Origin of the sequence: Myxococcus sp. RHSTA-1-4, assembly GCF_020037125.1 — a bacterium.
Lineage (GTDB): Bacteria > Myxococcota > Myxococcia > Myxococcales > Myxococcaceae > Myxococcus.
Genome location: NZ_JAIQDG010000028.1, coordinates 117,361 through 141,415 on the forward strand (window position 1 = coordinate 117,361; position 24,055 = coordinate 141,415).

Genomic DNA, 24,055 nt, shown 5'->3' on the forward strand with positions numbered 1-24,055 from the left:
CCCAGGAGAGCTGGATGAACAGGTGGACCGGAGTGCTGGTCGCGGCGCTGTCCTTCGTGGTGGTGACGGCGTGCGGAGGAGCCGAAGAGGTGGGTGCCCCCGAGGAGGTGCTGGGACAGCACGAGGGGCGCATCGACGTCTGTGGCAACGGCATCTGCTACTCCTACGAGCAGGTGTCCTGCCCCGAGGACTGTACCTACGGGGGCTACTGCGGTGACGGCGCCTGCACCGGGCCCGAGACGTATGACAGCTGCTCCCGGGACTGCCCGTGGACTGGAGGCGGCTGCTTCGCCCCGAGCACGGGGACTCCGAGCGAGCCCCTCCAGGGCTTCGACGTCTGTGGCAACGGCATCTGCTACTACAGCGAGCGGAACACGTGCCCCGACGACTGCTACTACGGCGGCTACTGCGGCGACGGCGCCTGCGCCGGGCCCGAGACGGTCGACACCTGCGACCGGGACTGCGCCTGCTGAGCGGCACCTGAGCGAGACAGCCCTCCCGTGAGCTTCGGGCAGGCAGGCTCGCATCCAACCCCGGAATCCCCTCCGGTCTTCACCGGAAAGCCCGCTGTCCGGAGTCCTGCCCGCCCCTCCCTCCGCGCACCGCCGGGCGCAGGGCGGGCGAGGCAGCCCGGACCCATTTTACAGAGGGCCCCGAAGCGCCGGACCATACCCCTGACATGGGCCTCTCCCGCGCGCTGCTTGCGTCCGCCGTTCCCGAGCTCTCCCCCCAGGCCTCCACGCACGTCAGAGGCCGGCACCGCGGAACAGCGCGCCTCGTGGCCCTGGGGTGCGCACTGCTCCTCGTGCTCGCGCTGACGCCCACGGCGCACGCCGCGGCGGTGGACACGTCCGCGCCCATCGCCGGCGGGTGGCGCTTCCGCTGGGGCGACGCTCCCTTGCGTCCCGATGGCGTCCCCACCTGGGCGCAGGAGACAGGCGAGTCCGGGGACTGGAAGCCCGTGGACGCGCTCAAGGAGCCGCCCGGCCGTGGAAGCCACACGTTCCTCTGGCTGAGCATCCCCGTGCCCCAGGGCCCCTGGCCCGAGCCCGCCCTCTACCTGGGGAGCGTCGCCACCGCCTTCGAGGTGTATGCCCAGGGCCAGCGCATCTACGGCAGCGGCAGGCTGGTCCCCGGCGGGCGCGAGGAGATGGACAACATGGCCTGGCACGTCGTGCCCCTGCCGCCCGGCACCATGGGCCAGCGCGTGCTCCTGCGCATCCAGGGCTCCGGGCCCGCCATCGGCGTGGGCCGGGACGTGCGGGTGGGAACGCACCATGAATTGCTCGCGTCGATGACCCGCGCCGGGCTGGCGCCCTTCTTCATGGGGCTGCTGCTCCTCGTCATCGCGCTGGTGTCCACGGGCACCGCCCTCCTGCGGCGCCAGTGGCGGATGCTGGTGGCCCTCACCGTCTTCTGCGCGGGCTCGGGCGGGCTCCTGCTCGGCGCGAGCGGTCTCTTCGGCTCGCTCTGGGACGAGCCGTCCATGGGGACGCGCCTCATCATGCTGGGCTCGTACGGCATCCTCCCCGGCCTCGCCTGGTTCGTCTCGGACATGGTGGGCGAAGGCCGGATGCGCTGGCTCCGCCGGGGCGCGGCGGTGGTCTCCGTCCCCGCCGTCCTCCAGGCCATCCTCGTGCTCGTGGACCCGGGCTCGGCCCTGCGGCTCATGGCGCCGTTCATCTTCTACTCGGTCCCCGCCATGCTGGTCTGCGTCGGCGTCGTGCTGGCCGAGGCGTGGCGGGGAGACCCCGATGCCCGCATCTTCAGCGTCGGGCTGGGCAGCCTCTCCTTCTTCCTCGTGCTCGGCATCCTCCCCCTGATTGGCCTGCAGCGGACGGGCGACAGCCAGGTCCACTGGGGCTTCCTGGGGCTCGCGCTGTCGCTGGTGGGTATCGTCGGACGCCGCTCCTCGCTCCTCGTCCAGGCGCTCGCGCAGCACACCCACCAGCTCGAGGAGCGGCGGGCGGAGGTGCGTGAGCTGGCGGACCGCATGGGCAGCGGCGCCCGGGAGCTGGCCGCCGTGGCGCAGCAGCTCCGCACCGCGAGCGAGGAACAGACCGCGGGCATCAGCCGCCAGGCGACGGCGCTCCAGCAACTGGAGGCGACGATGGAGGAAATCCGTCAGAGCTCCCACGTGACTGCCGACAAGGCCCGCCTGCTGGCGGCCTCGGCGGAGAGCGCCGAGCAGGTGGGGCGCGAGGGCGGCGCCGCCCTGGAGCGCACGCTGACGGACCTCGCGGCCATCCGCGCCGAGGTCTCGGAGATGGCCAGCAGCATCCTCTCGCTCGATGCGCGGACGCGGGAAATCTCGGGCATCGTGGACGCGGTGAAGACGCTCGCGGACCAGTCCAACATGCTGGCCATCAACGCCGCCATCGAGGCGGTGCGCAACGGCGACAGCGGCAAGGGCTTCGGCGTGGTGGCGCGGGAGATGCGCAGCCTCGCCGACCAGTCCATCCAGGCCACCCACCGCATCCGCGAGGTGCTCGACGGGCTGAGCACGAGCATGCGCGACACGGCGAAGCTGAGCGAGCAGGGCGAGCTGCGGGTGCGCAGCAGTCTGGACGCGGTGCGCACCTCGGGCACGCAGCTCCAGAAGCTGGCCGGCATCATCGGCGACACCAGCTCCAACGTGCGGCAGATTACCGCCGCCGTGGCCCAGCAGGACGTGGGCACCCACCAGATTGCCCAGGCCATCCAGGAGCTGTCCGCGCAGATGCAGCGCACGCTGAAGGTCGTCGGGGAGACGCAGACCGTCACGCGCTCCGTACAGTCGCTGGCCGAGAGCATGTCCGGCATCGCCGACAGGGCGCTGCGGTCCGACACGCTGGAGGCGAGGGCGCAGCCGGCCCGGTAGCCCCCACCGTCAGGTGCTCATGGCCGCTCCCGGAGCCCCTCCCCCGGGCTCCGCGGAAGCAGCCGCGCGCAGGCGGCGCCGCGCCACCAGCTTGCGCAGCTCCTCCACCCACAGCACCGTGCTGGCCACGGCGCCGATGGTGAGCACCTCCTTCAGGCTGAACGGGACGGTGTGGAAGACCTCGTTCATGAAGGGCAGGAACACCACCGCCGCCTGGAGGAGGTTGCCGAGCACGAGTCCTCCGACGAGCCAGCGGTTCGTCAGCAGCCCCATCTGGAAGACGGACTTCCACTCCGAGCGGCAGTTGAGGACATTGAACCACTGGCACACGGCCAGCACGGTGAAGGTCTCCGTCTGGACCTGGGGGAAGGCGACGCCGCTGGACAGCCGGTAGATGAACCAGCCGAGCGTGGCGGCGGCGATGGACGGCGTCATGAAGAGCATGCGCGACAGCAGGCCCCGCGTGAGCAGCGACTCGTCCCGGGGCGTCGGCCGCTGCCGCATCTCGTCGCCCTCGGGCGGCTCCAGGATGAGGTTGATGGTGACGGTGCCCTCCGTCACCAGGTTGATCCACAGAATCTGGACCGCGGCGAGCGGCGGCGGGAAGCCGAGCGCCAGCGACGTCAGGAGGACGACGACCTCCGCCAGCGAGGTGGAGAAAAGGTAGAGGATGACCTTCTTCAGGTTGCGGTAGACGATGCGGCCCTCTTCGACGGCGGCCACCAGGGTGGCGAAGTTGTCGTCGGCGAGGACGATTTTCGCGGCCTCCTTCGCGACCTCCGTCCCCGTCACGCCCATGGCGACGCCCACGTCCGCGCGGGCCAGCGCGGGCGCGTCATTCACGCCGTCGCCCGTCATCGCCACCACGTGCCCCTGGCGCTGGTAGGCCTCGACGATGCGGAGCTTCTGCGCCGGGTGGACGCGCGCGAAGACGGAGATGCCGCCCAGCCGCTCCATCAGCTCCGCGTCCGGCATGGCCGCCAGCTCGCGGCCGTCCACCGCCGCGTCGCCCTCGCGGGCGATGCCCAGCTCCCGGGCCACCGCGAGCCCCGTCACCTTGTGGTCCCCGGTGACGATGACCGGGCGGATGCCCGCCCCCACGCAGCGCCGCACGGCCTCGGCCACCTCGGGCCGGGGCGGGTCCACCTGGCCGACCAGGCCCAGCAGCACCGCCCGCCCCCGGAAGGCGGAGAACCCCACCGCCCCGTCGATGTCCCCCCCGGGAACCACGGCGAGCGCGAGGACGCGGAGCGCCCGGTGCGCCATGGCCTCCGCGCCCGCCCGCACCCGCTCACGCGCGGCGGCGTCGAGCGGAAGCGCCCCTCCCTCCCGCCGGGCGAAGGCGCACAGCTCCAGCACCTCCTCCGGGGCGCCCTTGAGGACGACGAAGGCGCCGTCCGGCCCTTCATGCTGCGTGGCCATCATCTTGGCCCCCGCGTCGAAGGGAATCTCCGCGCGCCGCGCGAAGCGCTCCCGCACCTCCGCCGGCACCAGGCCCGCCTTCACGGCGAGCGTCACCAGCGCCACCTCCGTCGGGTCCCCCAGCGGCTTCCAGCGAAGCCCGGCCTCGTCCGTGCCCTCCAGCTCCGCGTCGTTGCAGAGGAGGGCCGCCTGGAGCAGCTCCCCCACCGCGCCATCCGCGAGCGGCTCCAGCGTGGCGCCCCGCTCGAGGAACCCGCCCTCGGGCTCGTAGCCCACCCCCGTCACGGAGATGTCCCGGCCGTCCGGCAGGAACAGGGCCGTGGCCGTCATCTCGTTGCGCGTCAGGGTTCCCGTCTTGTCGCTGCAGATGACGGTGGTGGACCCCAGCGTCTCCACGGCCGCGAGCCGCCGCACCACCGCGTTGCGGCGCGCCATCCGCTGCACGCCCATGGCCAGGGCGATGGTCATCGCCACCGGCAGGCCCTCGGGCACCATGCTCACCATCTGGCTGAGGCCCACCATCACCATCTGCCCGGCCGGTACGTCGCGCAGCAGGCCCACCGCCACCACGACGAGGAAGAGCGTCGTCGCGGCGACCACCAGCATCCGGCCGAAGCGCTCGATGCGGTGCTCCAGGGGCGTCCGCGGCTCCTTCGCGCCCTCGGTCAGCGCGGCGATATGGCCAATCTCGCTGGCGGCGCCGGTGGCCACCACCACGCCCCGCGCGCGGCCGGCCGTGACATGCGTGCCCGCGTGCACCATGCCCTGCCGGTCCGCGAGCGCCGTGTCGTGCGCGACGGGCAGCAGGCCCTTCGTGACCGGCACCGACTCGCCCGTGAGCGCCGCCTCGGACACCTGGAGCGCCGCGCCCTCGATGAGGCGTGCGTCGGCCGGCACCGCGTCGCCCGCGGCCAGGATGACGATGTCCCCGGGGACCAGGTCCCGCGCCTCCACGAGCTGTTCATGCCCGTCGCGCAGCACGCGGGCCTTGTGGCTCGCCAGCCGCCGCAGGGCCTCCAGGGAGCGCTCGGCCCGGCCCTCCTGGAAGGTGCCGATGAGCGCGTTGAGGAGCACCACCACGACGATGACCACCGCGTCGCTGACGTGCCCCAGCGCCACCGAGATGCCCGCGGCGACGAGCAGCAGGTAGATGAGCGGACTCTTGAACTGGTGCAGCAGGACGGTGAGCAGGGACCTGCTCGGCGGCTCGGCGAGCGCGTTGGGGCCGTGCTCCGCCAGGCGCCGCTCCACCTCCTCACGCGACAGCCCGCGAGCAGGCTCCGTCCGGAGAGCACGCGCGGCCTCCTCCGCCGTCAGGGCATGCCAGTGTCGGGCCTCCAACGCCGCCGGCCCGGCCTCGGAAGTCGTCGGGGTCGTGGGCCTCACTCACTCACTCCTTCCGGGAGCCAGTGGCCCCTCGAGAGAACACCTTGCAGGACACGGACCCGCCATGGCCGGAGCACGCCTCACGCTCCTGGGCGAATGCCCTGCGCGAGCCCGGACCGATGCGCAAATCCTTCGCGGGGCGCACCCGGCATGGCCTGCTCGTGGCATGGGGTATCATGGCTGGGAGCAGCCCTTGCAAGAGGAAGCGCCCATGAGCCCCACCTCTCTTCCAGGAATCGAGCCGCTTCGCCGGGTGCTGCTGCCCACGGACTTCTCGCGCGGAGCGGCGAATGCCGCGAAGCGGGCCGTGCTCCTGCCCTTCGAGAAGGGCGCCCGGCTGCACCTCGTTCACGTGCTGCCGGCGAACGTGCCGGAGAAGCTCGAGGACGTGATGGAGCGGCAGGCGGAGATGAAGCTGGAGAGCCTGCGCCGGCAGGTACACAAGGAGGCCCGGCAGCGGGGCATCAAGGGCGTCGAGGTCACCGCCCTCGTCCGGCGGGGTGAGCCCTTCGTGGAAATCATCCGTGCCTCCCGGACGCTGGAGGCGGACCTCATCGTGCTGGGCCGGCATGGCCGGCGTCCCCTGCGCGACATGTTCATCGGCAGCACGGCGGAGCGGGTCATCCGCAAGGGAGAGGCTCCGGTGCTCGTCGTCAGCGGGCGGGCGTTCCACCCGTACCGGCGGCCCCTGCTGGCGGTGGGGCTGGACGCGGCGTCCGAGTTCTCCCTGGCGCTGATGCGGCGCGTGCTCGGCCCCGGCGCCGGGAGCGCGACGCTGGTCCACGCCTTCAACATCCCCTTCGAGGACTTCCTCGCCCCGGCGAAGCCGGGCGGGCGGGAGCAGTCCTTCCGGAAGGAGTACCGCACGGAGGCCGACTCGCGCATCCGGAAGTTCCTCGCGTCCGAGCGGGCCGCGGGGCTGGAGTGGGACGTCGTCCTCCGCGCCGGGGACGCCCGTGCCCTGCTCATCAAGGAAGCGGTTCGCCGGCAGTCGGACCTCATCGTCCTGGGCACGCACGCGCGCCAGGGGCTGGCCCATGCCCTGCTCGGCAGCGTCGCCGAGTGGGTGGTCACCACGGCACCGTGCGACGTGCTCGTCGGACGGCCGACGCCGGTCGAGTTCCAGCTTCCCTGAGCGCGGCGGTCTCGCGACCCCGCCGCGTCTCCACGATTTCGTGCTACCGAAGGGCCGTGGAGACGTGGGTGACGCCGTTCGAGCCGCAGCCAGCACCGGGGGAGACTCCGGAGAGCTTCCCGAGCCCCTTCGATGAGGCGGGCCCGCATGCGCTCGCACGCCAGGCCGCGGAGCTGCTGCAAGCGGAGCTTCGCGCGGGGGCCATCGCCCCTGGGCTTCCGGCGGCAGCGCTCGACACGCCGGAGGGCGGGAAGATGTTCGGCGTGCTCGTCGTGCGCGAGCCCGGCGGACGCCTCGGGTTCCTCCGCGCCTTCTCCGGCATGCTCGCGGGGCGCTGGGATGTCCCCGGCTTCGTTTCCCCACTCTTTGACCGCGAGGAGCGAGCGCGGCTGGAGCCCGAAGGCGAAGCGGTGGTGAAGGCGCTGCTCGCCCGCGAGGAGGCGCTTCGCACTTCGCCGGAACTGGCGGCATTGCGCGCCACACATGAAGCCTTGCAGGCGCGCCACACCGCGGAGCGCGCGGCGATGCGGGCGCGGCATGAGGAACGGCGGAGGCAACGCCACACGCGCAGGGCGGAGCTCAAGGCTCCATCGGGAGAGGCCGCGAAGCACGCGGACCTCCGCTCACCCGCGCCGGAGCGTCGAAGCGACCCGCGAGAGGAACGCCGGGCAGAGGCGCTCGGAGAGGCCAGGCGCCGTACGCCCCTCCACGCGCTCCACCGGGAGAGCGGGGGCGACAAGCGAGAGATGCCCCAGCCAGAGACGCTCGGAGAGGCCGAGCGGCGCGCGGCGCTCCATGCGCTGGACCAGGAGAGCCGGGGCGACAAGGCGGAGTGGCGCCGGATGGAGGCGGCCCACGAAGAGGAGCGGCGGGCACTCGCGCCGAAGCTCGCGCGGCTGGAGCGCCGGCTCCGAGCGCATGAACGGCTGCGGCAGTTCGTCTGCCGCTCGCTCATGAAGCGCATCCACGACACGTACCCGGTGCCCAACGCGCGCGGCGAGCGCCGCCCGCTGCGCGCCCTGTTCACGTCGGGGGAGCCGCCCTCGGGCGCCGCGGACTGCGCCGCTCCGAAGCTCCTCGCCCATGCCTTCACCCACGGCCTCCAGCCGCTGGCGCTCGCGGAGTTCTGGTGGGGCGCCCCGCCGCTCGCCGGGGGCCGTGTCTCCGGTGCGTTCTATGCCGCGTGCCGGGACAAGTGCGGCCCCCTCCTGCCCTTCATGCTGGAGGGCCTGCCCGTCGCCGCCCCACGGGCCTTCGCGCCCCCCGTGTCCCGGAGCGGAGGGCTGTCCATCGTCTTCGAGGACGCGTGGCTCGTCGTGGTGGACAAGCCGTGTGATTTGCTCTCCGTCCCGGGCCGGGGAGCCTCGCTGACGGACTCGGTGCTCACGCGGCTGCGCGCCCGGTATCCGCACGCCACGGGCCCGCTGCTCGCGCACCGGCTGGACCTGGACACATCCGGGCTGCTCGTCGCCGCGCTCGACCTGGAGACGTACACGGCCCTGCAACGGCAGTTCGTCCAGCGCGAGGTCCACAAGCGCTACGTGGCCTGGGTCCAGGGGCACGTCCGGGGCGAGCGGGGCACCATCGACTTCCCCATGCGCGTGGACCTCGACGACCGGCCCCGGCAGATTCACGACCCCGTGCACGGCAAGCCCGCGATGACGGAGTGGCACGTCCTGGAGCGGAGCGGCGAGCACACCCGCGTGGCCTTCTTCCCCCACACCGGCAGGACGCACCAGCTGCGCGTCCACGCTGCGCATCCGCTCGGCCTGGGCGCGCCCATCGTCGGAGACCGCCTCTACGGACACCCGGGCGGCCGGCTGCTCCTGCACGCGGAGGCCCTGTCCTTCCAGCACCCCGCCACGGGCCAGCGCGTCTCCTTCGAGCTGCCGGCGCCGTTCTAGGCAGCGCCTACCCCGCGCTCGAAGCGAGCGCGGCATCCCTCACGGCGCGGAGCCGGGCGCGCACCTCGGCCAGGTTGGTGCCGTCGTAGCGCAGCGCATTCGGGTGCGAGAGGCCCTCGTTCCACGGCTGCGCGGGGACGATGACGAGCCCGCGCGGGCGCCACGTGAGCCAGCGGTGGATGTACTCCGGCCAGTCATCCACCAGCACCTTCCCGTAGACGAGCCCTTTGTCCATGGTGACGGTGACGCGCGCGTCCGGCACGTGCGCCTGGCACCACTGGAGCTTCTCCGCCCACGCATTCGTCGAGTTCGCGGGCCCCTTGGTGAGCACGTGCAGCTCGAACTCCAGCGCCCGCAGCTCCTCCAGCACGTCGAAGCCCTGCTGCCGCCGCTCCAGCCGTGCCCACCACCCGGGCTGCCCGCGGATGAGCTCCTGCCGCGCCCGCATCCAGGGAGTGTCCTCGAACTCGGACGTCAGCGGCGGCTCACCCGGGCTCCGCAACCGCTCCAGGTCGCGCAGCATCGCGCCCTGGTAGTCGCAGAGCGTCCCGTCCATGTCCACGAGCGCCACCAGCTCCGACCGCTTCACCGTGTCCGCCATGCTCCCCCTTCTACTCCAGCCCGGGGAACGCGGCGGACGGACACGGCGGGCCCCGGCCCCAGGCCGGGCCCGCCGCGAGTCACTCCCCCGCGGGAGGCGGGTTCGCCGCTTCGGAGCCCCCCGGCGCTTCGGGCTCCGGCGCCTCGCCCCCGCCCGCTGGTGTGGAAAGGGTGGCGGGCTTCACGCCCAGCTCCCGCGTCAGCTTCGGCGCCACGCCCGTCTCCGCCAGCAGCCGCTCCAGCTGCACACGCGCGCGGCGGTTCTCCCGGTGCACCCTGCGCCCGAGAATCAGCTCGTTCTTCAGCGAGTGCTCCCAGCCCGTCAGCTCCGTCACCGTCACCTGGTAGCCGAAGGCCTCCAGCGTCAGTGCGCGGATGACGTTCGTCAGGTGCGAGCCGAACTCGCGCCGGTGCCAGGCGTGCGCGTACAGCAGCGACATGGAGCCGCTGCCCCCCGCCACCGGCCGCCGCTCCTTGAGCTGCGCGGCCACCTCCGCCTGGCAGCACGGCACCACCGCCACGTGGTCCGCCCCGTGGCGGATGGCCGCCACCAGCGCGTCATCCGTGGCCGTGTCGCACGCGTGCAGCGCCATCAAGAGGTGGATGCGCTCCGGGTACCGCGCCGTGTCGATGTGCGCCGTCTGGAACTGCATCCGGTCGAAGCCCAGCCGCTCCGCGCGGCCCTTCGCCCGCTCGGTCAGCTCCGGCCGGCCTTCGATGGACAGCAGCGAGCCCCCGAGCGCGTTCTTCAGGAACAGCTCGTAGAGGACGAAGCCCAGGTAGGCATTGCCGCTGCCCGCGTCCACCATCACCGCGTCGGGATGGCGCGACAGCACGTCCTCCACGGCGGGGCGCAACAGGCCCATCAGGTGGTTGACCTGCTTGAGCTTGCGCAGCGCGTCCGCGTTGAGGTTGCCCTCGCGCGTGAGCAGATGGAGCTCCCGCAGGAGCGCCGGGGACTGGTCCGGCAAGAGCTCGCGCCGGACCTGGGGTGCCTTGACGTTGCGCCTCAGACGGACACCACCTCGAGCACCTCGGGGATGGCCTCACGCAGCCGCCCCTCGATGCCCATCTTCAGGGTCGCCGTCGACGACGGGCAGCCCGCGCACGAGCCCTTCATGTGCAGGTAGACGATGCCGTCCTCGAAGCGGTCCAGCGTGATGTCGCCGCCGTCCATCGCCACCGCCGGGCGGATTTCGTTGTCCAGGATGTCCCGGATGCGCCCCTCCACGGAGCCGCCGTCCGCGCCCACGGCCGCCTGGCGCGCCGCCGCCACCGCCGCCTCGTCCACCACCGGCTCGTTGGCCGACAGGTGCGAGTCCAGCGTGGCCATCACCGAGTCATTCAACTCGTCCCACTCGCCTTCCTCGCCCTTCGTCACCGTCACGAAGTTGCTGCCAATCATCACCGCCGTCACGCCGCGCACGTCCATCAGCTTGTGCGCCAGCGGCGACTTCGCCTGGGCGTCGTCCCGGCTCGTGAAGTTCAGCGCGCCGCCCGCCAACAGCCTCCGGTCCACCACGTACTTCAGCGTGCTGGGATTCGGGGTCCACTCGAGCTGGATGTTCACCGACATTCAATTCTCCTGAGGCCTCTCCTGTAAGGCGCCCGCTGCCCCATAGCAACCCGACTCTCCGGGAAGCAAACCTCCCCGCGCCCCTTTCCCGGGCTCCTCCCATCCTCCAACGAGAAATCCAAGAAGAACCAGAAGTCCTAGGTGGTTCTGGTAGAGTCATGAGATGAACGCTCCCCTGGGAGCCCACCGATGCTGCTGACCTCTTCCCGCCGTCCCCCCGAGACGACCCCGCCCCCCGCGCCGCGCGTGCCCGCCAGCGTGTTCGAGGGGCTGTTCGTGCGGGGCCTCAAGGCGGAGGGCCGGCTGGCGCGGGAGCTGGAGGCGCTCGGCTACCACATGAAGCAGCCGGAGATGGACTACCCCATCCAGCTCTGGCAGCAGGTGGTGGCCCTGGCCCGGCGGGAGGTCTACGCCGGGCTGGGCGAGGAGGACGCGTACCGTCAGATTGGCCGGCAGCTCGTCAACGGCTTCGCGGAGACGCTGATTGGCCGGGTGGCCGCGGTGGCCCTGCCCATGGTGGGCCCGGCGCGCGCCCTGGAGCGGCTGCCGCGCTACCTGGGGATGATGGGCCGCACGGACGTGGAGATGACGCTGTCCGCCGTGGGAGAGCGCGGCCGCCGCCTCCACCTCACGGACCGCTACAACCGCCCGGACCTGATGGCCGGCGGCCTGGAGCGGATGCTGGAGCTGGCCTCCGTCCAGCCCCGAATCACGGTGGAGGAGCGCAGCGCCGAGGGCTACCGTCTGCTGGTGCGCTGGTAGTCAGCGCCCAGGAGCGCCCATGTCCTACCCTCCCCGCCTCGCCCACCTCGCCACCCGCGCCGTGGTGGTGGCGAAGCTGGTGCCCACCTACGCCCGGGCCCACCACATCGACGAGGAGGAGGCGGCGCAGCGGCTGTCCTCCGTGCTCTCCGGGCGGATGCTGCCCTCGCTGCTGGACGCCGCGTGGGCCGCCATGCGCGGCAAGTCGAAGCGGCTCACCGACGACGGGCTGCTGGAGAAGGTGGCCACCACCCTGAGCGAGCGCCCCCTGCGCCCCGGGCGTGTCGCCGCCCTGAATCCCGCCTGGAGCGCCTTCCTCATCCTGGTGGACCTGGAGGTGGGCACCGCGAGTGACGCGGCCCGCCGGGTCATGGAGACGGACGAGGGGCGCCGCCGGGGCGAAGAGGGGCTGGCGGAGGCCGGGCGCTTCCTTGCCGCGGAGCTGACACGCGGGAAGTAGCCTGTGGGCCGGCCCCATGCGGCACCCGGACCGCATCGTTATAGGCTCGGCCCGACAGACACCCCGACCGCCGCGATGTCCACCCCGCTGCCCACCACCCTGCGCATCCTGCGCTCCATCACCGAGGTCCCCCGCGCCGCGTGGGACGCGCTGGTGGACGACGCGGCCGTGCCCTTCCTGGAGTGGACCTTCCTCGCCAGCCTGGAGGAGAGCGGCAGCGCGGTGCCGGAGCGGGGCTGGCACCCCCGCCACCTGACGCTCTGGCGCGGCTCGCGCCTCGTCGCCGCGGCGCCCGCGTACCTCAAGGAGGACAGCAACGGCGAGTTCGTCTTCGACAGCCCCTGGGCCACCGCCGCCGAGCGCGCCGGCCTGCGCTACTACCCGAAGCTGGTCCTCGCCGTGCCCTTCACCCCCGCCACCGGCCGGCGCGTGCTGGTGGCCCCGGGCGAGGACCGGCCCGCGCGCGAGGCCGAGCTGTACGCCGCCGCCCAGGAGTACGCCCGCGCCGAGCGCCTGTCCGGCGTCCACGTCCTCTTCCCCACGGAGGAGGAGCTGCCCGTGCTGGAGGCCCAGGGCTTCGCGGTGCGCCTGGGCGTGCAGTACCAATGGCGCAACGAGGGCTACCGCACGCTCGACGACTTCCTCGCCCGCTTCCACGCGAAGCGGCGCCACCAGCTCCGCCGCGAGCTGCGCGCCCCGGCGGACCAGGGCATCCAGGTGCGCACCCTGCGCGGCGACGCGCTGGCGCAGGTGGACGTGGACGCCGTCTGGCGCCTGTACGTCTCCACGGTGGACAAGTACCCGTGGGGCCAGCGCTCTCTCACCCCGGACTTCTTCGCGCGGATGCTCGCCCGATTCCGGCACCGCTGTGAGTGGGTGGAGGCCCGCCGGGAAGGGCGGCTGGTGGCCGGCGCGTTCAACTTCGCCGGGCCCCATGTCCTCTATGGCCGCTACTGGGGATGCTTCGAGGAGCACCCCTTCCTTCACTTCAACGTCTGCCTGTACCACCCCGTGGAGCAGGGCATCGCCCGGGGCCTGGAGCGCTTCGAGCCCGGGCACGGCGGGGAGCACAAGCTCACCCGAGGCTTCGAGCCCCGGCTCACGTACAGTGCACACCTGCTCCTCCACCCGGGGCTGGACAGGGCCGTCCGCGGCTTCCTGGCCCACGAGCGGGCAGCCGTCCAAGGCGGCCTGCCCCAGTGGCGGGCGGAGACCGGTTTCAAGGAGGGGGCCTGAAAATCCCCCCTCCCGACATCATTAAAGGGAGCCCGACATACCCATGGCGCAGAAGCACGAGCACGATACCTCCGTCGTCACGGAGACCGTTCCCAAGCAGAAGCTCAAGAAGCCACCGCTCTACAAGGTGCTGCTGCACAACGACAACTACACGACGCGCGAGTTCGTCGTCGCCGTGCTCAAGGAGGTCTTCCACAAGTCGGAGACGGATGCCGTGCAGATCATGCTGCACGTCCATTACAACGGAGTCGGGGTCGCCGGCGTCTATACGTTCGACGTCGCCGAGACGAAGATTCGAACGGTGGAGGCCGCGGCACAGGAGAATGGGTTTCCCCTGCGGCTCTCCATGGAACCCGAGGAAGGTTGAAACGTGGCAGGACCGCTGATTGCCAAAGAGTTGCAGGCCAGCTTCCGCACCGCTCTCGAAGAGGCGCGGAAGATGCGGCACGAGTACCTGACGCTGGAGCACCTGCTCCTGGCGCTCACGAAGGACTCGCGGACGCGCGAGGTCCTCAAGGCGTGCGGGGCCAACGTGAAGCAGCTCCAGGAGCGCCTGGCCGCCTTCCTGGAGGAGACGGTCGAACGGCTGCCCGAGGGGGTGGAGGCCGAGCCCCAGCAGACCATCGGCGTGGAGCGGGTGCTCCACCGCGCCGCCATGCACGCGCTGTCCGCCGAGCAGAAGCTCATCGACGGCGGGGACGTGCTGGTGGCCATGTTCCGCGAGGAGGAGAGCCACGCCCTCTACCTGCTCCAGCAGGAGGGCGTCACCCGGCTGGACCTCCTCAACTACATCTCCCACGGCATCTCCAAGGACGGCGAGGGCGAGGGTGCTTCCGACGCCGCCAGCCGCGCCGCGCCCGCGGGGGATGACGAGGAGGGCGAGTCCCCCCGGAAGAGCCCGCTGGAGGCCTACACCACCCAGCTCAACATCGAGGCGAAGGAGGGTCGCATCGACCCGCTCATCGGCCGCGAGAAGGAGCTGGAGCGCACCATCCAGGTGCTCTGCCGCCGCCGGAAGAACAACCCGCTCTACGTGGGCGAGGCAGGCGTGGGCAAGACGGCCATCGCCGAAGGGCTGGCCCTGCACATCCACGAGGGCAGGGTGCCGGAGGCGCTGAAGAACGCCGTCGTCTACTCGCTGGACATGGGCGCGCTGCTGGCGGGCACCAAGTTCCGCGGCCAGTTCGAGGAGCGCCTCAAGGGCGTGCTCAAGGCGCTGCAGGAGCAGCAGGACGCCATCCTCTTCATCGACGAAATCCACACGATTGTGGGCGCCGGCGCCACCAGCGGCGGCTCCATGGACGCGTCCAACCTGCTCAAGCCCGCGCTGGCCAGCGGCCGGCTGCGCTGCATCGGCTCCACGACGTACCAGGAGTACAAGTCGGCCTTCGAGCGGGACAGGGCGCTGTCGCGGCGCTTCCAGAAGATTGAGGTGGGCGAGCCGTCCGTGGAGGACACCGTCCTCATCCTGGAGGGGCTGAAGAGCCGCTACGAGGAGCACCACAAGGTCCAGTACACGCCCGAGGCCATCCGCGCGGCGGCGGAGCTGTCCGCCAAGCACATCAACGACCGGTTCCTGCCGGACAAGGCCATCGACGTCATCGACGAGACGGGCGCGGCCGAGCGGCTCAAGCCGGAGGGCCAGCGAACCAACACCGTCACCGCCGCGGACGTGGAGGCCGTGGTGGCGAAGATGGCGAAGATTCCGGCCAAGAGCGTGTCCGCCAGCGAGGGCGTCCAGCTCCAGAACCTGGAGAAGGAGCTCCAGGGCGTCATCTTCGGGCAGGACGCCGCCATCAAGGACCTGGTCAGCGCCATCAAACTGGCGCGCTCGGGCCTGCGGGCGCCGGAGAAGCCCATCGGCAGCTTCCTCTTCTCCGGCCCCACGGGCGTGGGCAAGACGGAGCTGGCCAAGCAGCTCGCGCACTCGCTGGGCGTGGAGTTCCTGCGCTACGACATGAGCGAGTACTCGGAGAAGCACACGGTGAGCCGGCTCATCGGCGCGCCTCCGGGCTACGTGGGCTTCGACCAGGGCGGCCTCTTGACGGACGCCGTGCGCAAGCACCCGTACGCGGTGCTGGTGCTGGATGAAATCGAGAAGGCCCACCCGGACCTCTTCAACATCCTGCTCCAGGTGATGGACCACGCGACGCTGACGGACAACAACGGCCGCAAGGCCGACTTCCGCAACATCGTCCTCATCCTCACCACCAACGCGGGCGCCCAGGAGATGAGCACCAAGGCCATTGGCTTCGGTGATTTGGCGAAGCCGGCGGACGCCACCCGCGCGAAGAAGGCCATTGAGCGCACCTTCACGCCGGAGTTCCGCAACCGGCTGGACGGGTGGATTCTCTTCTCCGGCCTGCCGCCCGAGGTCATCCTCAAGGTGGTGGACAAGGAGGTCCGCCTCCTCCAGAAGATGCTGGACGAGAAGAAGGTGAAGCTGGAGCTGACGCCCGCCGCCCGCGCGTGGCTGGCCGAGCACGGCTACGACCCGGCCTTCGGCGCCCGGCCCATGGCCCGGCTGGTGGACAACTCGCTGAAGAAGCCCCTCGCCGAGGCGCTCCTCTTCGGCGACCTGAAGGACGGCGGCATCGCCCGCTACGACGTGGAGGGCGACAGCCTGAAGCTCCAGACGGTGCCCGCCACCGCCGCCGTGGAGGCGTAGCTCCGCCCCACGCGGGAAATGAAAAGGCCCCGGCTCCCAGGTGGAGTCGGGGCCTTTCTCTTTTCCGGAGGGCGGCGCGCGTCAGCCGACGCGGTAGCTCTTCACCGCGCTGGAGAGCTGCTCGGAGATGATTTGGAGCGTGGTGGCGGCCTCGCCGGTGGAGCCGATGCGGGCCACCGTCTCGTCCATCATCTTGGAGAGGTCGTTCACCGCCAGGGTGATTTGATTGATGCCCACGTTCTGCTGGCTCACCGCGGCCGCAATCTGGCGGACGGCGGCGGCGTTGTCCTGGACGATGGAGGACAGCTCGCGCAGGTTCTGACCGCTGTTGCGCACCTGGGCCACGCCCGCCTCCATGCGCTCGGCGCCGCGCTCGGTGATTCGCACCGCGGCCGTCACCGAGTTGGCGATGTCGTCCAGCAGCTCGCGCACGCGGGTGGTGGCCTGGATGGACTGGTCCGCGAGGGCGCGAATCTCGCGCGCCACCACGCCAAAGCCCTTGCCGTGCTCGCCCGAGCGCACGGACTCAATCGCCGCGTTGAGGGCCAGCATGTTGGACTGGTCCGCCAGGTCCTTCACCGACTGGGTGATGCCGCCAATCTGCTGCGTGCGCTCGCCCAGCTCGAGAATCTTCTGGGCAATCTCGCCCACCTGGGCGCGGATGTCGTTGAGGCCCGCCATGGTCAGCTCGATGGAGGCCTCGCCCGACTTGGCCAGCGCGTCGGCGCGCTCGGCCACGGACAGCACGCTCTCCGCCTTCTGCGCGGCCAGCATGGACGTCTGCTTGATTTCCTGCGCCGTCACCTGCGTCTCCTGCAGCGCGGCGGCCTGGCGGGAGATGGTCTGCGCCTGCTCGGTGGAGGACGCGTTGAGGTGCTCGGTGGACTGGGTGAGCGCGGTGGCGGCCTGCTGCAGGTTGAGCGTCACTTCCTTCAGCCGGCCCACCATCTGCGCGAAGGAGTTGGACAGCCGGCCCACCTCGTCGCCGCTCTTCACCTGGATGGGGCGGGTGAGGTCGCCGGACTCGACGATGTGGCCCGCCACCTCCGTCAGCTCCCGGAGCGGGCGGACGATGCTGCGGCCGAACAGCGCCGACACGCCCACGCCCACGGCCACCAGCAGCAGGGCGAACAGCGTCATCCGCCAGCGCAGCGCGGACACCAGGTCATCGATATGGTCCACGGACACGCCCACGTGCACCGTGCCCAGCCGGCCTCCGGCCACTGGCGTCGCCACGTCGAAGGCGTGCAGCCGCTTGCCGCCGGACTCCACCTCCACCACGGCTCCGGCCTGCGCTCCGGCGGCCGCGGCCTTCAGCGGCTCGGGGAAGCCGCCGGCGAAGGTGTGCGCCACGACGTTGCCCGTGGCGTCCTGGAGGAAGACGTACGCCAGGTCCTCACTCTCGCGGGTGACGTCCAGCATGGGCTGGAGCGCGCTGGTGCCCGCCGTCACGCCCTGCTCGGCGGCCACCGCGAGGCTGCGGGACAACAGCCGGCCCTCGCCCAGGTGGTTGTCCACCAGGTCCGCCTCGAGCTGCTGGGTGGCGATGCCGGTGAGCATCAAGGCCAGCGTGGCGGTGATGACCGCGGTGAGCAGGACGAACTTCGGCGCCAGCCCCAGGGACTGGCGGAACTGCTGCTTGAGCTGCGTGGTGAGCGAGGGTTGCTGAGGGTTCACGGAATCACCACCGTGGAGACGGCGTCAGGATGGCACCCGCGCGAGGGCGGGCAGGAAATGGACGCGCGGGGGGACGCGAAGCTCATCGGTTCTGGCCTCCCTCGCCGCCACGCCCGACGGCCCGGAAGGCCGGCAGCGAGCAACTCTGGAGGATGAGGTCCGGCATGGAGGCCAGGGGCACACCCTGGTCCACGGCCTTCAATTCCAGCGCGGCGCGAGGCATGCCGAAGACGACGGAGGAGGCCTCGTCCTGGGCGAAGGTGACACCACCGGCGTTGCGGATGGCCAGCAGGCCCCGCGCGCCGTCCTCGCCCATGCCGGTGAGCACCACGCCGCCGCTGCGCCGGCCGAAGACGGTGGCCAGCGACGACAGCAGCACGTCCCCGTTGGGACACGGGCCGCCGCGGCTGCGCTGCAGGCGCGCCAGTCCCCCGGCGTCCACCAGCAGGTCGTGCCCGTCGAGCGGGAAGTACACCTTGCCCGGCTCCAGCCGCTCGCCCTCCTTCGCGATTTCCACCGGAAGCGGCGTCACCTGGGACAGCCAGCGCACCATGCCCTGGGTGAAGCCCACGGTGATGTGCTGGGCGATGAGCAGCGGGACGGGGAAGTCCTTCGGCAGCTTGGCCAGCATGTCCGCCAGCGCGGGCGGGCCGCCGGTGGAGGCCACCACGCCGAAGACGTCCACCCGGGCGCCCGTGGGCGGGGGCGGTGTCACGCCCGTGCGCGGGCGGCGGGAGATGACGGGCACCTCCGCCATCAGGCACACGGAGTGGGCCAGCTCCCGGCCCCACTTGCGCAGCTCCTCGCTGTTCTTCACGTTGGGCTTGCCGATGAGCTCCAGCGCGCCGGCGCTCATCGCCTGGAAGCCCAGGTCCACGCCGCGCTCCTCCGCCACCGCGCTCACCACGAGGATGCGCGCGGGGGCCTGGGACATGATGGCGGCGATGGCGGCCGGGCCGTCCAGCCCCGGCAGCAGCAGGTCCATGGTGATGACGTCCGGCCGCAGCAGCCTCGCGAGCTGCACGGCGCGGTTGCCGTCACCCGCCCGGCCCACGACCTCGATGCGCGGCTCCTCCGTGAGGAGGGCCGTCAGCGTGTTCGCCATGGTGGGAGAGTCATCCACCACCAGGACGCGGATGGACCGCTTCGCGCTCAAGCCCGGTTCCCCCTACGGCTCATCACGTCCAACACCTCCGCCAACAGGCGACCCGCGGCGCACTCGCGCTTGCTGAGGTAGCCGTCCGCGCCCGCCGCGAGCCCACGCTCGCGCGCCGCGGCGCTGTCATGCGCGGACACGAGGATGACGGGCAGCGACGCCGTCTCCCTGCGCTCCCGCAACTTCGCGATGAGCTGCGTGCCGTCCATCTCCTCCATGTCCAGGTCGCAGATGACGACGTCGTAGGTGTCCGTCTGGAGCCGGTCCAGGGCCCGGGCGCCGCTGGCGGCCAGGTGCACCGTGAAGCCGCCGGCCTCCAGCATGGCCCGGTGCAGCGCGCGCGCGGTGAGCGAGTCGTCCACCACCAGCGCCCGCCGCTGCGCCACCACCTGCGCCTGCGCCGTGTCCGTCACCAGCCAGTCCGGGCGGCAGATGAGCAGCAGCTCGCCGCGGCTGAGCGTGGCCGCGCCCTGCCAGGCCGGCACGTCCCGCACCTCGGAGGGCAGCGGGCGGATGACCAGGTCCCGGTCGCCCACCACCGCGTCCACCGCCAGCGCCACGCGCTTGCCTCCGCTCTGCACGATGAGCAGCGGCTGGCCCTCCGCCGGAGGCGTGAGCGCGCGCAGGCCCAGCCGCGCCCCCAGGTCCACCACCGGCAACAGCTGCCCCTGGTACTCCCAATGCGCCCGGCGCTTGCCCAGGCGCAGCGCGTCCGCGCGGGCCAGCTGCGTGGCCTCCACCGCCAGCATGGGCAGGCCCACGAGCTGCTCCAGCACGCGCACCACCAGCACCGGAGAGCTGCCCAGGTCCACCGGCAGGGTGAGCATGAAGCGCGTGCCCTGCCCCGGCGTGCTGGCCACCTCGATGCGGCCCTGCAGCGACTCCACCGAGGCGCGCACCGCGTCCAGCCCCACCCCGCGCCCGGAGGTGTCCGTCACGTCCGTGCGCGTGCTGAAGCCGGGCCGGAAGATGAGGTCCCGCGCCTGGTTCTCGTTGAGCCGCGCCGCCTCCTCCGCGGTGACGAGCCCGCGCGACTCGGCCACCTTGCGCACCTTGTCCAGGTCGATGCCGGCGCCGTCGTCCGCGCACTCCAGGTAGAGCAGGTTGCCCTGCTGCTCCACGCGCATCGTCAGGGCGCCCTCGTGGTGCTTGCCCGCGCGCTCGCGCTCGGCCGGCATCTCCAGGCCGTGGTCCACCGCGTTGCGCAAGAGGTGCACCAGCGCCCCTTGCAGCTTCTCCAGCAGGCGCCGGTCCAGCGACACCTCCGAGCCCACCACCGACAGCCGCGCCTCCTTGCCGAGCTGGCGCGACAAATCGCGCACCATGCGCTGCAGCGGGTCCAGGATGGTGCGCACCGGGCGCGTGGTAATCGCCTTGAGGCCCTCCTCCAGCGCCTCGACGATGTCGCCCGTCTCCTCACCGTCGGTGCGCAGCGTGCGCGCGGTGCCCGCCAGCAGCGAGCGCGCCTCGGCCGTCTCCGCCAGCAGGCCCTGCCTCGCCAGCAGCGTCGCCACGCGGTCCAGCTCACGGCCGCGCTCCTCGAAGCGCAGCCGCACCTCGCGCAGGCGCTCCACCTCCCGCATCAGCGACGTCACCTGCCGCGCCGACACGCGCCAGCCGGCGTCCGCCGACTCGGGCAGCTCGGGCGTGGGCAGCGGGGCGGGCTCGGCCGCCACCGGCGAGGTGGCCGCGGCGGGCTCCGGAGCGGCGGTGGCCGGGCCCCCCATGGCCGCGGCCTCCTCGGGGGGAGGCGCGTCGGCCACGAGCTGGGCCAGGGCGGCGGCCGGGTCCGGCAGCGCGTCCCCGCGCCCGTCCGCGTGCGCCTGGGCGCGCAGCAGGAACAGGTCCAGGCCGTGCAGCAGCACGTCCACCACCGGCCGCGGCATCTTCTGGGGGTTCGCCTTCAGCGGGGCGAGCGCGTCCTCCAGCTTGTGGGCGATGTCGCTCAGGTCCTGCATGCCCAGCGACGCGGCGCTGCCCTTGAGGGTGTGCAGGTGGCGGCCCAGCCGGACGTAGAGCTTGGAGAGCGCGTCCGTCTCCAGGCCGTCGCGCTCCAGCTCCAGCAGGTCCATGGTGACCTTCTGGACGACCTCCTGGGCCTCCACGGCGAAGCCGGCGACGAGTCCCTGCAGCAGCGGATCAACGGGCATGACGTCCTCCCGTCCCGCGCGAGGCGAACAGGCGCTTCAAATCAATCAGGTGGATGAGCTGGCGGTCCTGCGTGAAGACCTCCATCACCGGCCCCTCCGCGCGCACGCGGGCGGCCTCCACCGCGCTCATGGGCACCGTCGTGGGCCGGGGAATGGCCTCGCAGTCCAGCGCGCACAGCTCGCCGTCGCCCCGGTCCACCACCAGCAGCACCGCCGGGTCCTGCCGCCAGCCATGGCCGCCCAGAAGCGACGCCAGGCTGAGCGCGGCCAGCACCTGTCCCTGGAAGCGCAGCACGCCGACGACGTGCGGGGCCGACAGCGGCACCGGCGACACCATCTTCAGCGGCAGCGCCGCGCGCAGCGTCTCCAGGGAGAGCGCGTAGCGCTCCTCGCCCAGGGGGAACTCGGCAATCCAGTGGACGGCCTCCTCGACGGCCGCCTCGCCCTGCTCCCGGAGCCGGGACGCGCGCCGCTCGAGCAGCTCGCGCGCCTCGGCCTCCTGGGCCTCTTCCATCGTCCGCGGGGTGACCTTCATTCCAGCGTCCCCTGATTGAGGTAGGCGTCAGCGGACGCCTGGTAGAAGCGCGCCGGCAGCGCCTCGGGCCCGTCCACCAACTGGTCGGGCGGGAGGCGCTCGGCGCGGGAGCGCAGGGCGCGCATCAGCGGCACGGCCGCCTCGCGCGCCCCGGAGCGCTCCCGCAGAAGGGCCAGCTCCAGCAGGCCCGGCAGGTAGTCCGGAGACTGGCGCACCAGCGCCTCCAGCACGGCGGTGGCGCCCACCTCGTCTCCCTCCTCGATGCGCTCCAGCGCGGTGAGGTGGAGCCGCGAGGGCACCGGCGGCACCGCCGCGGCCACGCGCACGGGCGCGGGGACCGGCGGTGAGATGGGGCGCAGGGCCAGCGCGGGGGCCCGGGCGCCCACGGCGGCGCGGGCACGGGGGGACGGCGCGGCGGACTCGCCGGGGCCGAGCAGGCGGAAGGCCTGCAGCTCCGGAGGCCCCTCGCGCACCATGCCCGGCGGGACACGGTCCACCTCCACGGCGCCCAGGAAGAGCAGCCCGCCCGGGTTGAGCGTGCGCGACAGCAGGGAGATGGCCGCGTCTCGCGCGGCCGGAGTGAAGTAGGTGAGCACGTTGCGGCAGAGGATGAAGTCGAAGCGGCCGAACCGCTCCGGCAGGGGCGCCAGCAGGTTGGCCTGGGCGAAGGTGGTGACGCGGCGGACGACGGGAAGGATGGTGACCTGGCGCTCCCCGGTCTCCACGTACAGGGGGAAGAGCTTCGGCGCGGACTCGCGGCGGGACCAGGTGCCGTACGTGGCGCGGCGCGCCGTCTCCAGGCTGGCCTCGTGCAGGTCCGTGCCCAGGACTTCCACGGGGAAGCCATGCGGGAGCGACGCCTGCAGGCACGCGGCCAGCGAGTAGGCCTCCTCGCCGGTGGCGCACCCCGCGCTCCAGCCGCGCAGGGCCAGCGCGCCCCGGCGCAGGGCCGCGGGCACGCCCTCGCTGGCGATGAAGCGGAAGTGCTCCGGCTGGCGGAAGAAGTACGTCTCGCCCACCAGCACCGCGCGCACCAGCGTGGTGGCCAGGGGGGACATCGGATGAATCAGCTCTCCCAGCAGGTCTCCCGAGGAGCGCCCGCGCGAAAGCTCCGCCCGCACGGCGCGCTCCACCGCCTCGGCGGAGATGGCGTCGTCGCGAAAGCCGGTGATGGCGGCCACCACCTCCCGCGCGCGGGTGAGCAGCCGCGGGTCGAGCTCTCCGCTCATGCGCTCCGCCTGGCCTCCGCGGCCTCGAGCATCGTGGGCAGCTCCCGCAGCAGGCCGCGGGCGACGAAGACCTTCGGGTCGAGGATGGGCAGCGCGCGCCCGCCGGCCCGCAGCATGCCGATGAGCCCCTCGCGCAGCGGGCCATGGTCGGCCCCGCCCACGCGCTCGCGCCGGTCCACGTCCGTGGCGGCGTACTCCTCCGGGTCCTTCACCGTGTCCACCGCGAGCGCCAGCGACACGCCATCCACCTGGATGACCACCAGCATGCGCTCCACGCGCGCCAGCTTGTGCTCCACGCCCAGACGGCGCGCCACGTCCAGCACGCACAGCGCGGTGCCCCGCACCTCCACGTACTCACGCAGGTACGCGGGGCCCGTGGGCAGCGGCCGCGTCGCCGGGTGCAGCAGCACCTCGCGCACCGCGTCCAGGGGAATGGCGAACTCCAATTCGCCCACCGTCACGCGCAGCACCAGCAGCGAGCCCGTGCGGGCCCGGCGCCGCGCGCTGGCCAGCGCCTCGCCCACGGTGTGCAGCAGCTCGTCCGCGCGGAAGGGCTTGGCGAGGAACGCCTCCGCGCCCAGCCCCAGGCACGCCTCGGCGCGCGACTTCTCCGAGGAGATGATGATGACGGGGATGTCCGTGGTGGCCGGGTCCGCCTTCATCCGCTGGAGGACCTCGTCGCCGTCCATCTCCGGCATGGACAGGTCCAGCAGCACCGCCTCCGGGCGGAGCCGCCCCACCTTGTCCAGGGCCTCGCGGCCGTTGCTGGCCGTGTGGATGGTGTAGTGGCCGGAGAGGATGGCCCGCTCCAGCGCGAGGATGGCGTCGCTGTCGTCGACGAGCAGCAGGGACGGCAGGCTCACGGATGTCAGGCCTTGGAGAGGAACTGGCGGACCGTTTCCGTCAGCTCGTGGTGGGACACCGGCTTCTGGATGAAGGCGTTGGCGCCGGCCTCGGTGCCCTTCTGGCGCAGGTCCGTGTTCTTCTCCGCCGTCAGCAGGAGGATGGGCACCGAGCGCACCTGGGGCATCTGGCTGGCACGCACCTCCTTCACGAAGGTGATGCCGTCCATGCCGGGCATGTTGATGTCCGCGATGACGAGGCTCACCGGGACCAGCCGGAGGATCTGCAGAGCCCGGGTCGCGTCGTCCGCCTCGACGGTCGAGACCTTGAGGTTCATCAGGTAGATCTTGACGATGTTGCGAACCGTCGGGCTGTCATCCACCAGCAAGACGTTGGTGCTGTGGGTCGTCACTGTGATGCGGCTCCTCACGCAGGCCCGCGTCGGTGCGGGAGGCC

General features: G+C 72.1%; 20 protein-coding genes. 9 read left to right on the forward strand and 11 right to left on the reverse strand.

The genetic code is table 11. The features are described 5' to 3' along the window. Positions 1–14: 14 nt before the first annotated feature. Positions 15–473, forward strand: coding sequence for a hypothetical protein (locus tag K8638_RS31980; protein WP_223758477.1), 459 nt, complete (start codon positions 15–17; stop codon positions 471–473). Positions 474–778: 305 nt separating this feature from the next. Further along, entirely contained in the window at positions 779–2,860 is a 2,082-nt protein-coding gene (locus K8638_RS31985) for a methyl-accepting chemotaxis protein (RefSeq protein ID WP_223758478.1), read from the forward strand. Positions 2,861–2,869: 9 nt separating this feature from the next. Here the strand turns inward: K8638_RS31985 and K8638_RS31990 are convergent, their stop codons facing one another. Continuing rightward, a complete protein-coding gene (locus tag K8638_RS31990) occupies positions 2,870–5,668 on the reverse strand; it encodes an HAD-IC family P-type ATPase (protein ID WP_223758479.1) in 2,799 nt (932 codons plus the stop codon). 211 nt (positions 5,669–5,879) lie between these two features. Between K8638_RS31990 and K8638_RS31995 the strand changes: the two genes are divergently transcribed. Both K8638_RS31995 and K8638_RS32000 read left to right on the forward strand, forming a co-directional pair. Next, the gene (locus K8638_RS31995; RefSeq protein WP_223758480.1) at positions 5,880–6,803 is read left to right on the forward strand and encodes a universal stress protein; all 924 of its coding nucleotides are present in this window, start codon (positions 5,880–5,882) and stop codon (positions 6,801–6,803) included. 56 nt (positions 6,804–6,859) lie between these two features. Continuing rightward, on the forward strand, positions 6,860–8,707 hold the full coding sequence (locus K8638_RS32000) for a pseudouridine synthase (RefSeq protein WP_370644159.1): 1,848 nt from the start codon (positions 6,860–6,862) through the stop codon (positions 8,705–8,707). A 7-nt stretch (positions 8,708–8,714) separates the two neighbouring features. Here the strand turns inward: K8638_RS32000 and K8638_RS32005 are convergent, their stop codons facing one another. The 3 genes from K8638_RS32005 to K8638_RS32015 all read right to left on the reverse strand — a co-directional run bounded on the left by K8638_RS32005 (position 8,715) and on the right by K8638_RS32015 (position 10,883). Continuing rightward, entirely contained in the window at positions 8,715–9,308 is a 594-nt protein-coding gene (locus tag K8638_RS32005; RefSeq protein ID WP_223758482.1) for a hypothetical protein, read from the reverse strand. A 79-nt stretch (positions 9,309–9,387) separates the two neighbouring features. After that, positions 9,388–10,173 carry an SAM-dependent methyltransferase gene (locus K8638_RS32010; protein WP_255663038.1) on the reverse strand — a complete coding sequence of 262 codons (786 nt, stop codon included), beginning with the start codon at positions 10,171–10,173 and terminating at the stop codon, positions 9,388–9,390. Between the two features lie 143 nt (positions 10,174–10,316). Next, positions 10,317–10,883, reverse strand: coding sequence for a NifU family protein (locus tag K8638_RS32015; RefSeq protein WP_223758483.1), 567 nt, complete (start codon positions 10,881–10,883; stop codon positions 10,317–10,319). Between the two features lie 189 nt (positions 10,884–11,072). On the opposite strand from K8638_RS32015, the gene K8638_RS32020 reads away from it, so the two are divergent. The 5 genes from K8638_RS32020 (at position 11,073) to clpA (ending at position 16,009) form a co-directional block, all read left to right on the forward strand. Further along, a complete protein-coding gene (locus K8638_RS32020) occupies positions 11,073–11,645 on the forward strand; it encodes a DUF2378 family protein (RefSeq protein WP_223758484.1) in 573 nt (190 codons plus the stop codon). Positions 11,646–11,664: 19 nt separating this feature from the next. Further along, on the forward strand, positions 11,665–12,105 hold the full coding sequence (locus K8638_RS32025; protein ID WP_223758485.1) for a hypothetical protein: 441 nt from the start codon (positions 11,665–11,667) through the stop codon (positions 12,103–12,105). 75 nt (positions 12,106–12,180) lie between these two features. Beyond that, entirely contained in the window at positions 12,181–13,341 is a 1,161-nt protein-coding gene (locus tag K8638_RS32030; RefSeq protein ID WP_223758486.1) for a GNAT family N-acetyltransferase, read from the forward strand. Positions 13,342–13,384: 43 nt separating this feature from the next. Continuing rightward, on the forward strand, positions 13,385–13,708 hold the full coding sequence (locus tag K8638_RS32035; RefSeq protein WP_223758487.1) for an ATP-dependent Clp protease adaptor ClpS: 324 nt from the start codon (positions 13,385–13,387) through the stop codon (positions 13,706–13,708). Positions 13,709–13,711: 3 nt separating this feature from the next. Beyond that, positions 13,712–16,009, forward strand: a complete 2,298-nt coding sequence (gene clpA, locus K8638_RS32040) for an ATP-dependent Clp protease ATP-binding subunit ClpA (RefSeq protein ID WP_223758488.1) — start codon at positions 13,712–13,714, stop codon at positions 16,007–16,009. Positions 16,010–16,090: 81 nt separating this feature from the next. Here clpA and K8638_RS32045 read toward each other — a convergent pair whose 3' ends face one another. From K8638_RS32045 to K8638_RS32075, 7 genes are all read right to left on the reverse strand, one after another. Continuing rightward, a complete protein-coding gene (locus tag K8638_RS32045) occupies positions 16,091–17,686 on the reverse strand; it encodes a methyl-accepting chemotaxis protein (RefSeq protein WP_223758489.1) in 1,596 nt (531 codons plus the stop codon). An 82-nt stretch (positions 17,687–17,768) separates the two neighbouring features. Then, positions 17,769–18,842: a chemotaxis protein CheB gene (locus K8638_RS32050; protein WP_223758490.1), complete on the reverse strand. Its 1,074-nt coding sequence runs from the start codon at positions 18,840–18,842 to the stop codon at positions 17,769–17,771. Then, a complete protein-coding gene (locus tag K8638_RS32055; protein ID WP_223758491.1) occupies positions 18,839–20,992 on the reverse strand; it encodes a hybrid sensor histidine kinase/response regulator in 2,154 nt (717 codons plus the stop codon). The genes K8638_RS32050 and K8638_RS32055 overlap by 4 nt, the downstream gene beginning before the upstream one ends. Continuing rightward, the gene (locus tag K8638_RS32060; protein WP_223758492.1) at positions 20,982–21,527 is read right to left on the reverse strand and encodes a chemotaxis protein CheW; all 546 of its coding nucleotides are present in this window, start codon (positions 21,525–21,527) and stop codon (positions 20,982–20,984) included. The genes K8638_RS32055 and K8638_RS32060 overlap by 11 nt, the downstream gene beginning before the upstream one ends. Continuing rightward, the gene (locus tag K8638_RS32065) at positions 21,524–22,756 is read right to left on the reverse strand and encodes a protein-glutamate O-methyltransferase CheR (RefSeq protein ID WP_223758493.1); all 1,233 of its coding nucleotides are present in this window, start codon (positions 22,754–22,756) and stop codon (positions 21,524–21,526) included. The genes K8638_RS32060 and K8638_RS32065 overlap by 4 nt, the downstream gene beginning before the upstream one ends. After that, positions 22,753–23,619 (reverse strand): response regulator, encoded by an 867-nt coding sequence (locus K8638_RS32070; RefSeq protein WP_223758494.1) that lies wholly within the window; start codon positions 23,617–23,619, stop codon positions 22,753–22,755. The genes K8638_RS32065 and K8638_RS32070 overlap by 4 nt, the downstream gene beginning before the upstream one ends. A gap of 5 nt (positions 23,620–23,624) precedes the next feature. Next, positions 23,625–24,011, reverse strand: coding sequence for a response regulator (locus tag K8638_RS32075; RefSeq protein WP_223758495.1), 387 nt, complete (start codon positions 24,009–24,011; stop codon positions 23,625–23,627). Between the last annotated feature and the right edge of the window lie 44 nt (positions 24,012–24,055).

What these genes read in the sequence shown, in the direction of transcription:
- K8638_RS31980 (WP_223758477.1), top strand. Translation starts at nt 15, where the DNA reads ATGAACAGGTGGACCGGAGTGCTGGTCGCGGCGCTGTCCTTCGTGGTG.
- K8638_RS31995 (WP_223758480.1), top strand. Translation starts at nt 5,880, where the DNA reads ATGAGCCCCACCTCTCTTCCAGGAATCGAGCCGCTTCGCCGGGTGCTG.
- K8638_RS32005 (WP_223758482.1), bottom strand. Translation starts at nt 9,308, where the DNA reads ATGGCGGACACGGTGAAGCGGTCGGAGCTGGTGGCGCTCGTGGACATG.
- K8638_RS32010 (WP_255663038.1), bottom strand. Translation starts at nt 10,173, where the DNA reads ATGGGCCTGTTGCGCCCCGCCGTGGAGGACGTGCTGTCGCGCCATCCC.
- K8638_RS32015 (WP_223758483.1), bottom strand. Translation starts at nt 10,883, where the DNA reads ATGTCGGTGAACATCCAGCTCGAGTGGACCCCGAATCCCAGCACGCTG.
- K8638_RS32020 (WP_223758484.1), top strand. Translation starts at nt 11,073, where the DNA reads ATGCTGCTGACCTCTTCCCGCCGTCCCCCCGAGACGACCCCGCCCCCC.
- K8638_RS32025 (WP_223758485.1), top strand. Translation starts at nt 11,665, where the DNA reads ATGTCCTACCCTCCCCGCCTCGCCCACCTCGCCACCCGCGCCGTGGTG.
- K8638_RS32030 (WP_223758486.1), top strand. Translation starts at nt 12,181, where the DNA reads ATGTCCACCCCGCTGCCCACCACCCTGCGCATCCTGCGCTCCATCACC.
- K8638_RS32035 (WP_223758487.1), top strand. Translation starts at nt 13,385, where the DNA reads ATGGCGCAGAAGCACGAGCACGATACCTCCGTCGTCACGGAGACCGTT.
- K8638_RS32055 (WP_223758491.1), bottom strand. Translation starts at nt 20,992, where the DNA reads ATGCCCGTTGATCCGCTGCTGCAGGGACTCGTCGCCGGCTTCGCCGTG.
- K8638_RS32060 (WP_223758492.1), bottom strand. Translation starts at nt 21,527, where the DNA reads ATGAAGGTCACCCCGCGGACGATGGAAGAGGCCCAGGAGGCCGAGGCG.
- K8638_RS32065 (WP_223758493.1), bottom strand. Translation starts at nt 22,756, where the DNA reads ATGAGCGGAGAGCTCGACCCGCGGCTGCTCACCCGCGCGCGGGAGGTG.